The organism is Calditerricola yamamurae, assembly GCF_054654135.1.
The window spans coordinates 394,221-407,141 of sequence record NZ_BAAIFH010000004.1 but is presented as its reverse complement, the minus strand read 5'-3'; the positions used below and the strand labels follow the sequence as shown (position 1 = coordinate 407,141).

Here is a 12,921-nt window from a genome sequence, read left to right as displayed (position 1 = left end):
CGGGGCCTTTACTTGTTGTGGGAGAGAGTCCTTACCCGAGCCCCAATTGCCGTTTCGCCGTTTCCGACATTCTTTCCGGCGTCCACGGCGGCGACCAAACGATTTGCACATGTACGTCACGAACGGCCGGGTGGCGGCGGAGCGTTTCTTCTACGCCGGTGATCATCGCTTCATGTAGGGGACAACCGGGGGTGGTCAGCGTCATCGTGACCGTGACGTTGCCCTCGGTGATGTCGATGCCGTAGATCAGGCCCAGGTCAACGATGTTGACACCCAGCTCCGGGTCGACCACTTGTCGAAGCAGGTTTTCTACGTCGGTCTTGGTGAGCGTGGCCATTGGGGTTCCCCCCTTTTGTTTCCTATTTCGTGAAGGTTTTCGCAAGCAACACCGTGTACCCCAGCGCGGCAAGCGACAAAACCATGCCGGAGGCTTTGGCCAGAGGGATCCATCCGGCAGCCAACGCGGCGATGAAGAGGAGAAACGCGAGGCCCATTGTCGCCAGCGTGCGGCCGACAAGGCGATCCTTCAAGAGATCGGCCAGCGACGGTACCGGCTCCTTCCCAACCTTGGGGCCGTATTTGTGCGTCCACCACAGGAACGGCACGATTTTGGACAAGTAGCCGAGAATGGTGAAACCGACCCATCCCCATAGGTACACAAATCCAACCAGATGAACCGCGCGCGGGGCGGATGCGGCCTGGGGAAAGAAGACGGCCACCAAAAATGCCAGTACGGCGGCAACGGTGATGCCGCGCGCCGCCCACACGGACCAGGCGATGCCGGATCCGGGGTTGGCCTTATGGCGGTGGCGAAGGATTACCGCAATGTGGCGGACAAAGGTGATCAGCGCCAGGACAAGCAAGAAACCTGCAACTGCCTGTGTGCCTGCGCCCCCGCCGACAAGCGCTCCGAGGGCGCCGACGAGTACCGCTGCGCTCCACAGAAGGAACACGATGCCTTCCAGCCGACGCGGATAGCCGTGGGCGAGGTAGAACATCGGGAGCAGCTTGTAGGTGTAGCCGGTGATGAGCAACCCGAACCAGCCGATGGGGCCGAACCACAGGTGCGCGGTGAACAGCCGCGCGTGAAGGGTGTTTCCTGCGCCGAGCCAGTAGTTTGCTCCCATGGCGACACCGGTCAACGCAGCCAGTACGAGAAAGACCAGGGCACCGGCGGTGCTGAGGGTGATGCTGTTCCACTGGCGGGCGTGATGCAACGTACGGGCCAAATTCCATGTAAAAAGGGCGATGCCGCACGCTGTTAGCGTGCCGAATGCGGTAATCGCTGTCGGGGAAAAGGCGCGGAATGCGAGGATAAGTCCCGCCACGCCAAGGGCAAAAAAGGCGTAATGGACATAAGCGAGCTGTTCGCTGTGGAGCTTCGTCTGCAATACGACGTGCAAGAGCTGATATGCTGCGCCCATGGCCGTCATCGTTGCCCATCCCAGGACAAAAAGGTGCGCGGCTGCCCATGTGCCGGGCGAACGAGGATGAGAGTCGAGCCAGCCGTATCCTGTGGCGAGGGCAAGGAAATGGAAAACGGCAAACAGCACCAGCGCGGTGTTCAGAAACAGAAACGGAATGCGAAAGGACGTTCGGTTGGGATTGGGGTGGGTATAGGTTTTGGTTCGTTTACGCGGCGCTTCGTTCCCGTGGGATGACAAATGGCTTTCCATCGGTAACGGTCATCCTTTCGGCGCCGTTTTGCGAATTGTCACGCGCGCGGACCCGTCTTCCAGCTCCTCGACGGTGTACGGGAAGCCCAGTTCGTCCAGCTCCTGCAGCAAAAAGACGGGAACGCGATCGTTGTGGATGATCACCGTATCACCGTGAGGGACGCGGTTGAGCAGGCTGAGCGTCCGCACCATCGGTTCTGGCGGCTGGAGGCCGCGGTTGTCCAAAACGTGTACCTTCGGCTCCCGGTCTGTGGTCGTTTCGGTTACGTGCTTTCCTGTTTCCTCTTGTGGTATCCCTTCGCGGGCCCGGCTTTTGTGCACGAAGGTAACCACCCAATGCTTTGGTTCCACTTGTTCCGCACGATGGACGAACCCCTTCAATTTCATCACGCCAATCAGAGGGGTAGGTTTAAACGGGGCGTGCAGGATGAAGGTGTCTTCTTTGGCGAGGGACTTGACCGTTTTCATGATCAAGTCAAACGGCTCTTCACCGCGTGCGAGGTGCGGCCGTACGTCAAGTTCCACCGTTTGCGGCGTCCGTTGAGGGGTGTTCATGCTGAACCATCCCCTTTCGTATGGTTCACGTTTTGTTCCCCGTTAGTATAGGACCAATGGGGTGCCTAAAATATGACGCGGGTCACAGAAAAATCTTTCCATTACGATGCGGAAAAGTTACAGAGATGCTCCACATGTTCGCGAATGCTGTCAAAGAATCGTAACGAATGTCCGTGTTTTGTGTGACATTTGTCACAACCTGTTTGTTTCCAATCTTCTACAATAAGTGTAGTGCAAAAGGGCCAATGTAAGGCGAAGGAGGGATGTGCCGATGAGGTCGACGCAGACCAGTCCGCAGCTGGACAAACGGGAAACGCCGCTCATCCAGGAAGAGGGGCAAACGCTGAAGGGGACGTTTGTCTTTGCGTTAGGACTTGGGGCGTTTATCCTCCTCAGCTGGCTATCCGTGTTCTTCCTGTATCTTTCGCGGTAAACGCGGGAAGCGAAAGGAGGGGCAGGCGGGATGCACCTGCATCGCTATGAAAAGATATGGCTGGCGATTGGGGTCAGCATGATTGTGGCATTTTTTCTGGTTCTTCTTTATGGTCAGTTTGTTAAGGGCTTCATGCCCGCTCATGGGTTCCAGACGATTGATCCGACCAAGGTAGACCAGACGCCACCGTTTGACCAGCCGGGCGTGTTCAAGAAGGGCGACAACGAGTACGAGGCGGTACTGGTGGCGATGGCGTTTGGGTATCAGCCCAACGTGATCGAGGTTCCCGCCGGGTCTACCGTCCACTTCAAAATCACGACAAAAGATGTGGTACATGGTTTTGAGATTCCCGAAACGAACGTGAACGCCATGGTGATTCCGGGGTACGTTTCGGAGACGACCTATACGTTTAAAAAACCCGGGGAATATCTCATTCTCTGCAACGAGTATTGCGGTGTGGGCCACCAAATGATGATGGCCAAAGTCAAGGTAACCGAGTGACGGCAGCCGAAAACGAGGAGCGTTCAAGTCGAGCGACCGCGATTTCCAGAAAGGGGAGATGGACATGGAACGTGTCGCGCGACCCCATCCCCAAGATGCGCGGCTGAGCTTGGCCTATGTATTTGTCGCTTTCCTAGCCCTGTTTTTGGGGGCGATGGCCGGTCTGCTGCAAGTGCTGCAGCGTACCGGTGTGATTGAGCTGCCGGCGGGCATCGGCTACTATCAGCTGCTGACCGCCCACGGCGTGCTGCTGGCACTGGGCCTGACGACCTATTTTATCATCGGGTTCTTTTTCGCCGGTGTGGCCAAGACCCTCGGGGGGCAGCTGACCCAACCGGTTCGGCGCATGGGCTGGATCGGCTTCTGGGTGATGACGGTCGGGACGGCCCTCGTCACGTACACCATCGTGATGAACAAGGCGACGGTGCTGTATACCTTCTATGCGCCGCTCCAGGCGTCGCCGGTGTTTTACATCGGCTTGGCGTTGCTGGTCGTGGGAACGTGGATTAGCGGCGCGGGGATTTTCCTGCAGTACCGCCACTGGAAGCAGGTAACGGGGCAAAAACTGTCGCCGCTCTTTGCGTACATGGCTGTGGTGACGTACCTCATTTGGTTCATCGCCACTCTGGCCGTGGCGGCAGAGGTGTTGTTCCAGCTCCTTCCGTGGTCCCTCGGCTGGGTGGAGAAGATCAACGTGGAGCTCAGCCGGACGCTGTTCTGGTTTTTCGGCCATCCGCTGGTGTATTTCTGGCTCTTGGCGGCCTATGTGGCATGGTATGTTGTGATTCCGAAGATCATCGGCGGGAAAGTGTTCAGCGATGCGCTGGCGCGCCTGGCCTTCGCGCTGTTCATTATCCACTCGATACCGGTCGGGTTCCATCACCAGCTACTGGAGCCGGGGATCAGCCACAACTTCAAGCTGCTCCAGGTCTTCATGACGCTGATGGTTGTCATCCCCTCGTTGATGACCGCCTTTTCGGTGGCCGGCTCCTTTGAGTTGGCCGGGCGGGCCAAGGGTGCCAAGGGGTTGTTCGGCTGGGTGAAGGTGTTGCCGTGGAAGGACGTCCGCTTCTTCGCCCCGTTTGTCGGCATGCTCTTCTTCATTCCCGGAGGTGCCGGCGGCATCATCAACACCAGCCACCAACTGAACACCGTCGTCCACAACACCCTGTGGGTGACGGGCCACTTCCACCTGACCGTGGGTACCGCTGCCGTGCTGACGTACTTCGGCGTGGCCTACTGGCTGGTGCCGTACCTGACCGGCCGCACCTTGCCCGCGGGCGTCAACCGGCTGGGGATTCTGCAAACCGTGGTGTGGGCGATCGGCATGTTGTGCATGTCCGGCGCGATGCATTTCGTCGGACTGCTCGGGGAGCCGCGGCGCACGGCCTTCACCACCTACGGCGATCACCCCATCGTGCAGAGCTGGGAACCGTTCCGCGTGCTGATGGCCATTGGCGGTGCCTTCCTGTTCATCGCCGCGATGCTGATGGTGGCCATTGTCCTCTATCTGATGTTCGCCGCTCCGAAAGGCGAAACGGAGTTCCCGCTGGCGGAGACTTCTGCAGATGCCCAACCGACGCCGGCCGTCTTCGAACGCTGGCCGCTGTGGGTGGGCGTGCTGGCCGTGTTGATCCTCATTGCCTACGGCAAGCCGATTTTGGACATGATCCAACATGCGCCGCCCGGTTCGCCGGGATACAAGCTGTGGTAACGGATACGCTCACGGGTTGACCCATTACGGAAACAAGCGCCCGATCATCGGTCGGGCGCTGTCGTTTACTTTCTGCTCTCCAAAGCAGCCGGAATTGTGATAATACTTTCATTAGAAAGGAGTGAAGGTGTGATGGCAAAGTCGGCACAAAAAGTGATTTCCTTGGATTCCCAAGCAAGCGCGCGTACCGCGCCGCCAGAGCGGCCGGCGCAGGCACGGTCGCCGCATTCGGAGGGGCCATTGCCGTCCGAAATCCCGAAAGACGTTCAGCGGCGGTACCGGTTCAGCCTCAAGCGCAAACTGGTGCTGGGCGTCGTGCTGTTTTCCATCATCACATACGGCACCAGCGCATTAATCCTCTTTTTCCTGGATGAGATCTTCACCCGTTTCCTCAGCGCTGAGGTGTTCACGTTGCTGACCCTGTTTTTGGGCGTGGTGTGGATGGGCATCTTCGGCTATCTGGCGGCCAGCTACATCGTGCGGCCGCTGAACGTCCTCGAGGCGTCGGCCCGCACCGCGGCCACCGGTGATCTTCGCGTGACGGTGGACGCTCCCGGCTCCCGCGACGAGCTGGCGACGCTGGCGGTATCCTTCGCCCAGATGGTGGAAAACCTGCGCCGCATGGTGGGCAATGTGGCGCGGTTTACCGCCGAAACGGAACAGCGCGTCGATTCGGTGGGGCGGAAGGTGCAGGACGTGGCCGAACAGTCCGACGTGATTAGTCGCAATGTTGAAGAGATTGCGCGCGGGGCGGAACAGGTGGCCCAGGCCATCCAGCGTGCGGTGCAGGCGGTGGACGACGTGGCCCGAATGGCGCAAGAGGCCGAGGAGAAAGCCGTGTACTCGAAGGAACAGGCCGAGGCGATGCGGCGCACGCTGGATGAGACGGGGGATGCCGTCCACCAATTGGTGCAGGGGTTGCAGACGCTGGCCCTTTCCGGGAAACGTGTGGCAGCGGAGATTGCCCATCTGCAAGAGCGCTCCCGGGCCATCGCCGGAATCACCGACATTGTGGGTGAGCTGGCCCAGCAAACCAACCTCCTCGCCCTGAACGCGTCGATCGAGGCGGCCCGTGCCGGCGAGCAGGGACGGGGTTTTGCCGTTGTCGCCAACGAGGTACGCAAGCTGGCCGAACGAAGCGCCCAGGCGGTGCAAGAGATTCACGCCAACATCCGCCAGGTGCAGGAGGCCATCGACCGCTTTGCGGAACAGCTGGCGCAGACGTCGGCCCAAGCGGCGGAAGAGGCCAGCCGCGGGGAGTCGGCGATGGTCGCCCTTGAGCGGATGGAGCAGACGGTGCGCGAGGTGGCGGCGTCGGTGGAGGCCATCGCCGGATTTGCCATGCAGCAATCCCGGAGTGTGCAGGACGTGTACCGCGACGTGCAGGAGGTGGCGGCGGTAGCGGAGGAGACGTCGGCCGGGACGCAGGAGGTGGCGGCGACCATTCAGCATCAGACTGCCCTCATCCAGGAGGTGGCCGCCGCGGCGGAGGCCATGCGCCGGGAGGCTTCCCGGTTGCAGGAAGAGGTCAAGCGGTTCCGGCTGTCGTAGATGTGGGACGGGTGCGATGCGGAACGCCGAGCGGAGGAGCGGTCGATGCGGCGAAATGTGATCCTGGATTTGGTTGTGGTGGGCGCTATGGTGGGGATGGCGCTGCTGTATAACTGGAAGTTTCTCTGGGTGCAGAAAATGATGGCGTTTGTCCAACACCATCTGTGGTGGGCGGTGCTCTTGCTTGTTGGGGCCTGTTTGCTGTTTTTCTTCTTTGTCCTTCGTTGGATGACATTTCAGCGCCTGATGGCTGCCAACCGGTCGGCGAAGGAGGCCCAGCGACTGGCCTCATTCGTGTTCCAGTATGCTCAGGAAGGCATCATGATTACGGATGCCGAGGGGACGATCCTGTATGTGAACCCTGCCTTCACGGCCATCACCGGCTACACGGAGGAAGAGGTGCGGGGGAAAAACCCGCGCCTTCTCAAATCGGGTCGTCATGATGCGTTCTTTTACCGGCAGATGTGGGAGAGCGTGCGACGGACCGGGCAGTGGCGAGGCGAAATTTGGAACCGGCGCAAGAACGGGGAAATCTATCCCGAATGGCTAACCATTAGTGCCATTAAAAACGAGAAGGGCCGCATCACCCATTACGTCGCCGTGTTTACCGATATCACCGAACGGAAGCGGTATGAAGAGCAGATCAAGCATCAGGCGCTTCATGATCCGCTAACCGACCTGCCCAATCGCCGCTTGTTTCACGACCGCCTGGGATCAAGTCCAAATTTCTGTGTAAAATTGCCCCTCGGCTCGAACGGGCTTATCCCAAGAAATTACATACGGTCGGTAAGGGAATGGCCCCTAGCTGACCCGCACCACTTTCGCAGACGCTTCGGCCTCCTGAGCGGCACGCCATTCCAGGTATTCGGTCATGCCCAAATACTTTTTGCCGCTGGCCCACTTCTCGTCAATCTCCATCAGCAAAGCACCCAAAAGCCGCAAGGCGGACTCGCGGTTGGGGAAGATCCGAATCACTCGTTCACGGCGCCGAATCTCCTCATTCAGCCGTTCAACGGCGTTGGTGGTGCGCAGCCGCCTCCGGTACTTTTCTGGCAACGCCAAGACCGCCGTCGCGTCTTCAAAACCGGCTTCCAGGATCGCCATCGCTTTCGGTGCCTTCTCCTCGTACGCCTTCAGCGTTTGCTTCAGGAGTTGCCGTGCCGTCTCCATATCCGGTGCCTCCAGGATGGCCCGTACCCGGCCATGGACCTCCTCCTGCAGCGGTTTTGGTGTAGCATCGAGAATGTTTCGCACAAAGTGCGTCTGGCACCGCTGCCAGGTTACGCCCTGAAAGTGCCGCCGAATGGCGCGTACGAGCCCGCGATGGTCATCCGACACCACCACATCAACACCATGCAGCCCGCGGCTTTTCAACCAGCTGAAAAACTCGCCCCAGCTGGCTTCCGACTCGCTGTCGCCAAGCATCAGGCCCAACACCTCACGATATCCCTCGGTGTTGATGCCAATTCCGATAAGCGCGCCGCGTGACCGGACGCGCCCCTCTTCGCGTACCTTCAGCACCAGCGCGTCGACGAGGACAAAGGGATAGGCCTTCTCTTCAAGCGACCGGTTGTTCCATGCCTTGACCACCGGATCCAGCCGCTTGCACAGCTCCGAGATGGTGGATTTCGAGAACTCCGTACCGCACAGCTCCTGCGTGATCTGTTCAATTTTGCGCGTCGATACCCCGTTCACCACCATTTCCATTAAGGCCAACACCAGCGCCTGTTCGCTCCGTTGATAACGGGCAAACAGCTCCGTCGAAAACTTCCCGTTTCGAAACCGCGGAACCCGAAGCGTGAGGGTACCCACCCGGGTCGTGAGCTGATGCGGATACGTCCCATTGCGGTATCCCTGGCGTTCTTCCGTCCGTTCATAGGGCTCTGCACGCAGCTGCTCCGTGGCCTGAGCTTGCAAAATTTGATTCAAGACGGACTCCAGGAGCTTGGCGAGCGCATCGTCTTTCGTGTCGCGGAGAAAAAGTTGATGCAAAAGCTGTGCATCTACGGTAATCTGATAGTGAGCCATTTCGATCCCCTCTCCCTTTTTGGTTTTTGTGGGTTCAAGCTCCATTCTAACCGAGGGGGATTGGAAATGGCTCTCTGACTTTTTTCAGAGAGTCCTTTTTACACAAGAATATGGACTCAACTCCGCCTGGCGCACGCCATCCGGGAGGCGAAGGAAACGCAGCGGAAAGTGGCCGTGCTCTTTCTGGATCTCGACCGCTTCAAAAACATCAACGACACGCTGGGCCATATCCTGGGTGACGAACTGTTGCGCCATGTGGCGAAACGCCTGTCGTCATGCGTACCCCGGGAAGGGGTGTTGGCGCGCATTGGCGGCGACGAGTTTGCCGTGTTGCTCCCCGCCTTGACTGCACGAGCGGAAGCCGAGCGCGTGGCCAAGGACATCGTGGACCGCTTCACCCAGCCCATCGCGTTAGGGGAACGGTCCCTGTATGTGTCCATCAGCGTGGGCATTTCCCTGTACCCGGACGACGGGGATGACTGTCCGACGTTGATCAAGAATGCGGACATGGCCATGTATTGCGCCAAGGAGGAGGGAGGGAACCGGTACCGGTTTTTTACGCCCGGCATGCGCCTTGAGACGGTGCAACGCTGGCAGTTGGAAAACGGCATGCGGCAAGCGCTGGAGCTGGGAGAATTGCAACTGGTGTACCAGCCCCAGGTGGAGGCGCAGACCGGGCGGATGGTCGGCGTGGAAGCGCTCCTGCGCTGGCATCATCCGGAGCAGGGGGTGATGTCGCCGGCCACCTTCATCCCGTTGGCCGAAGAAACGGGGTTTATTGTGCCGATTGGTGACTGGGTCCTCCGTACGGCGTGCGCCCAGGCCAAAGCGTGGCAAGAGGCGGGACTGCCGCCAATCCGGGTGGCCGTGAACCTGTCCGCGCGCCAGTTTCAAGAGGGAAGACTGGAGGCGACCGTGCGGCGCGTGCTGGCCGAAACGGGGCTGGAGCCGCAGTTTTTGGAGTTGGAAATCACCGAAGGGATCATGATGACCAACCACACCCAGACCGTTGAGCAATTGCATCGGCTGAAAGCGCTTGGCGTGAAGGTGGCCATCGACGATTTCGGGATCGGTTATTCGTCGCTCGGGTACCTGAAGAAGTTCCCCATCGACACGCTGAAAATCGACAAGTCCTTTATTCGGGATTGCACTGACGTACCGGAAGATGCGGCCATAGTCAAAGCCGTCATCGCCCTGGCTAAGAATCTCAATATTCCGGTGGTGGCGGAGGGCGTTGAGAATCCACGGCAGCTGGCATTTCTCTGCGCGGAAGGCTGCGATGTGATCCAGGGATACCTATACAGCCCGCCCGTATCGGCGGAGGAGGTGGCGGAGCTGCTCCGCCAGCAGAGTGCGCTGGTCGCGGAGTGGGCCGACCTGGTGTCGCCCGTGGCGAAGGTGCCGGCCTCCGTGTCAACTCACATAAAAACCTAACCGAAGTGAAACCGATCCCTCACGTAAAAACCTAACCGAATACTCTTGGCAAGAGGCTCCCTCAGGTAGGAAAATGGAGTTGAGGTCTACCCGACCTCAAGAGGTTCTTGGTTAGGTGGCTCGGGGGAGGGAGCCCAAGGACCCCGAGCCACGATTTTTTCGAGCTCATCATGAAGATCGAGCGGGTTGAGCGTTTCAAACTGAGCCTTGAGCACGTGTTCCATCTCCGGTTTTAAGGCGCCGCTTTCGATCAGGCGTTGGAAAGGCGTGCGGGCTTGGTCGAAGCGTTTGCGAATGCGCTTGCCTTCGTAGGATTTTTCGACGACCTTGCGGGTGGGCAAAAAGAGATTGGCGTAGGGGTCGAGGAGGGCATAGACGGCGTTGAGCCACTCCACAGCCTCTGGGGTGTCGTAGCGGGCATAGCCCACGATCTCGCGAACGAACTGGCGGTTTTTCTGTTCGACATGGGGGTTGTCGTTTTTGCGGTAGGGACGGCTGCGCATAAACGCAATCCCCTTTTGCCTGCAGAAACGGAGGAGATGATGGTTCAAGAACTCGGAACCGTTATCGCTGTGGAGGGTATGGACAGCTGTAGGCCACTGAGAGAGGATGGATTCCAAGGCAGCGAAGACGGCTTTTTGGCTTTTGCCGAGGATGGCCTGGCGGCGGCTGTAGCCGGTGACCATGTCGGTAACCGACAAGGTGCAGGCGAACTGGCCGGACGAGTCGCCGCCATTGTGTTCGACGAGATCGATTTCCAGGGCGCCGGGGCGGGATTCGTTCCAAGGGAGCCGGCCTGCAGGGATGTCCCTTTTCAAGCGATTGGTGGGTTTGGGGCGCATAAAGCGTCTGGGTTTGGGCGAATCGAATTCCTTCAGGCGCCGAGCGAGCGTAGATCGGCTGATTTGGGCGAGTTGCTGGCGGATGAGCGAGGTTAAGCGAAGTTTTCCATGGCGTTCTAAATGCTCGGCAGTCGGCAGGAGGACCGGATGGAGGCGTTCGGCACAAGGGTAGTCAAGGGCTTCCCAAACGGTTCGGATGACAGGGAGCGCTTCTTGATACCGCTTGGGCCGTTTGCGCCGGATCTGTTTGGGTTTCCACTCCGGGCCGTTGAGAACCTGGATAGCGTACTTGCGGTGATACCCCAGCACGCGCGTGACTTCATCGAGAATGCGCGACTTTTCTTTTCGGGACGAGGCTTTGGCATACCATTTCCGGATTTGTGTAAGGTATTCGCGACGGCTTTGGAGAGACATGGTCACGTCACATCCCCCTCGGTAAGATTTCGATGTGAGTGATCCAGTCTCCCTTCGGTTAGATTTTAGCTGAGCGATTGCGGCCTCGGCTCTACGCTAAAAAGTGTGGGTTCTAAGAGGAAAAGGCGGTCGACGAGCCAAGGGATAGTTAAGCACACCACATCCCGAAGGAGGCTCGCGACCGCCTATGAACAAGCTTACCGCAGAAATGTTCGGCTTACAATCGTGGATTGTTTACCGTATCGTGCATCAATCCGATGGTATTCACATCTACGCCGGTCGGCCGCGTAAGGAAGCGCGGTGTCCGGATTGTGGACAGCTGACACGCCGCGTCTACGATCGTGCGCGCGAATGGAAACGGAAGCTGCACACCTGGTGCAACGAGAAACCGGTTTACCTCTGGGTACGTCCCCGGCGCTTCCAGTGCACGGCCTGTCGAAAAGTGTTCACCGAACGCTTTCCTGGTATTCGCCCCTGGGCACGCAGGACCGAACGGGCCGAAGCCCTTTTGCTCCAGCGCCTGAAAGCGGGCAGTTTCCGTCGTGCTGCCCAGGAAAGCGGAACAAGCAGCAGCACCTTGCGCCGTCTGCTCCTTCGGTACGTAGGCCAGCAGGTAAATCTCGAGGAAGCCCTCCGGGATGTCGATGCCTTCGTGCTTAGCATTGATGAACACAGCTATCGTGGCCGTGACATGATGGTTACGGTCACATGCGTGTGGCCAAAACGGTGCCTTTTGGCCATCTTGCCGGATGACCGCATGAAAACACTGGAGCGCTTTTTGCGCCAGCTGCCGGAGACGGTTCGTCGGCGGATTCGGGCCGTGTGCATCGACCTGAAGGATGCTTGGCGCCATGCCGTGAAGCGCGCTTTGCCCGGCGCTGTCATCGTGGCGGATCCGTTTCACGTCATCCAGGACGCGAATCGGCGGGTTGACGAAGCACGGCTAGTGGAACAGCAGGTGACCGGGGTACGCCTGAGGCGCTGGCCGCTTTTGAAGAACGAGGACGACCTCACCGAACGCCAAGCTGCCCATCTTGCCGCCATTCGGAAGCATCACAAGAACGTGGCCCACTTTCACTGGGTCAAAGAGCAGCTGCGAGACGTCTACCGCGCCTCCAATCGAGACGAAGCCACAGCCATCCTGGACCGCGTGATCTTTGAGACCCAGTCGGCAAGCGATGCCGCGCTCCTGCAGTGGGGACGCACGCTCCGCCGCTGGCGCGAGGCGATTCTGGCCTACCACACCTGGCGTGTTTCGAACGGCTACACGGAGGGCGTTCACACCAAGATCAAGCTGCTCAAACGAATCAGCTACGGGTTCCGCAACCGCGAAATCTATGTGCGGAAGATGCTCCTCGCTTTTATGCCCTTGGCTTGGTTGACCTCCCATCCACAGTTATTGACTTAGAGCCTGCGGCCTCTTGACAACAGACGGAAGATGTGAATATAATCAATACTGTCTTCGGATGAAGAGGATGTGCGGTCGTGGTGGAATTGGCAGACACGCTGTCTTGAGGGGGCAGTGGCCGAAAGGCCGTGCGAGTTCGAGTCTCGCCGACCGCACCATTCCTTCTCTGTCCCATTGAAATCAACGCGGTACCGCGGGGTATAGCTCAGCTTGGTAGAGCACCTGGTTTGGGACCAGGGGGCCGGGGGTTCAAATCCCTCTACCCCGACCAGTTGGCTTTATGCGGGTGTAGTTCAGTGGTAGAACACCGGCCTTCCAAGCCGGATGCGAGGGTTCGATTCCCTTCACCCGCTCCATATCGCCTA

At 59.1% G+C, this 12,921-nt stretch carries 11 protein-coding genes, 3 tRNA genes and 1 pseudogene; 10 read left to right on the top strand and 5 right to left on the bottom strand.

All coding sequences use genetic code 11. From position 1 onward, the window contains the following. Nucleotides 1-31: 31 nt before the first annotated feature. Genes ACYQ0Z_RS03300 through ACYQ0Z_RS03290 form a run of 3 tightly spaced genes read right to left on the bottom strand, consistent with a single transcriptional unit; the run spans nt 32 to nt 2,231 of the window. On the bottom strand, nt 32-337 hold the full coding sequence (locus ACYQ0Z_RS03300; protein ID WP_459864384.1) for a metal-sulfur cluster assembly factor: 306 nt from the start codon (nt 335-337) through the stop codon (nt 32-34). Nucleotides 338-359: 22 nt separating this feature from the next. Continuing rightward, nucleotides 360-1,676 (bottom strand): hypothetical protein, encoded by a 1,317-nt coding sequence (locus tag ACYQ0Z_RS03295; protein ID WP_459864382.1) that lies wholly within the window; start codon nt 1,674-1,676, stop codon nt 360-362. A gap of 9 nt (nt 1,677-1,685) precedes the next feature. Beyond that, complete coding sequence (locus ACYQ0Z_RS03290; RefSeq protein WP_459864380.1) at nt 1,686-2,231, bottom strand: DUF2249 domain-containing protein; 546 nt, start codon at nt 2,229-2,231, stop codon at nt 1,686-1,688. 271 nt (nt 2,232-2,502) lie between these two features. Here ACYQ0Z_RS03290 and ACYQ0Z_RS03285 point away from each other — a divergent pair, with 271 nt between their 5' ends. The 5 genes and pseudogenes from ACYQ0Z_RS03285 to ACYQ0Z_RS03265 form a co-directional block, all read left to right on the top strand. Beyond that, nucleotides 2,503-2,664 carry a cytochrome c oxidase subunit 2A gene (locus ACYQ0Z_RS03285; RefSeq protein WP_459864378.1) on the top strand — a complete coding sequence of 54 codons (162 nt, stop codon included), beginning with the start codon at nt 2,503-2,505 and terminating at the stop codon, nt 2,662-2,664. Nucleotides 2,665-2,694: 30 nt separating this feature from the next. Continuing rightward, the gene (locus ACYQ0Z_RS03280; RefSeq protein WP_459864376.1) at nt 2,695-3,165 is read left to right on the top strand and encodes a cytochrome c oxidase subunit II; all 471 of its coding nucleotides are present in this window, start codon (nt 2,695-2,697) and stop codon (nt 3,163-3,165) included. 64 nt (nt 3,166-3,229) lie between these two features. Next, the gene (locus ACYQ0Z_RS03275) at nt 3,230-4,879 is read left to right on the top strand and encodes a b(o/a)3-type cytochrome-c oxidase subunit 1 (protein WP_459864374.1); all 1,650 of its coding nucleotides are present in this window, start codon (nt 3,230-3,232) and stop codon (nt 4,877-4,879) included. A 240-nt stretch (nt 4,880-5,119) separates the two neighbouring features. Beyond that, nucleotides 5,120-6,430: a methyl-accepting chemotaxis protein gene (locus ACYQ0Z_RS03270; RefSeq protein ID WP_459864372.1), complete on the top strand. Its 1,311-nt coding sequence runs from the start codon at nt 5,120-5,122 to the stop codon at nt 6,428-6,430. Further along, nucleotides 6,431-7,060: pseudogene (locus ACYQ0Z_RS03265) on the top strand (PAS domain-containing protein); the annotation flags it as partial. A 171-nt stretch (nt 7,061-7,231) separates the two neighbouring features. Here the strand turns inward: ACYQ0Z_RS03265 and ACYQ0Z_RS03260 are convergent. Beyond that, nucleotides 7,232-8,458 carry an IS256 family transposase gene (locus tag ACYQ0Z_RS03260; RefSeq protein WP_459864370.1) on the bottom strand — a complete coding sequence of 409 codons (1,227 nt, stop codon included), beginning with the start codon at nt 8,456-8,458 and terminating at the stop codon, nt 7,232-7,234. A 108-nt stretch (nt 8,459-8,566) separates the two neighbouring features. Here ACYQ0Z_RS03260 and ACYQ0Z_RS03255 point away from each other — a divergent pair, with 108 nt between their 5' ends. After that, a complete protein-coding gene (locus ACYQ0Z_RS03255) occupies nt 8,567-9,892 on the top strand; it encodes a putative bifunctional diguanylate cyclase/phosphodiesterase (RefSeq protein ID WP_459865103.1) in 1,326 nt (441 codons plus the stop codon). 86 nt (nt 9,893-9,978) lie between these two features. On the opposite strand, the gene ACYQ0Z_RS03250 is transcribed toward ACYQ0Z_RS03255, so the two are convergent. Next, nucleotides 9,979-11,148 carry a DDE-type integrase/transposase/recombinase gene (locus ACYQ0Z_RS03250; protein WP_459863705.1) on the bottom strand — a complete coding sequence of 390 codons (1,170 nt, stop codon included), beginning with the start codon at nt 11,146-11,148 and terminating at the stop codon, nt 9,979-9,981. A gap of 187 nt (nt 11,149-11,335) precedes the next feature. Here ACYQ0Z_RS03250 and ACYQ0Z_RS03245 point away from each other — a divergent pair, with 187 nt between their 5' ends. From ACYQ0Z_RS03245 to ACYQ0Z_RS03230, 4 genes are all read left to right on the top strand, one after another. Beyond that, the gene (locus ACYQ0Z_RS03245) at nt 11,336-12,556 is read left to right on the top strand and encodes an ISL3 family transposase (RefSeq protein WP_459864368.1); all 1,221 of its coding nucleotides are present in this window, start codon (nt 11,336-11,338) and stop codon (nt 12,554-12,556) included. Nucleotides 12,557-12,627: 71 nt separating this feature from the next. Then, nucleotides 12,628-12,714 (top strand) — tRNA-Leu (locus ACYQ0Z_RS03240). 36 nt (nt 12,715-12,750) lie between these two features. Then, nucleotides 12,751-12,827 (top strand) — tRNA-Pro (locus ACYQ0Z_RS03235). Between the two features lie 11 nt (nt 12,828-12,838). After that, a tRNA-Gly gene (locus tag ACYQ0Z_RS03230) sits at nt 12,839-12,912 on the top strand. The last annotated feature ends 9 nt before the right edge of the window (nt 12,913-12,921 follow it).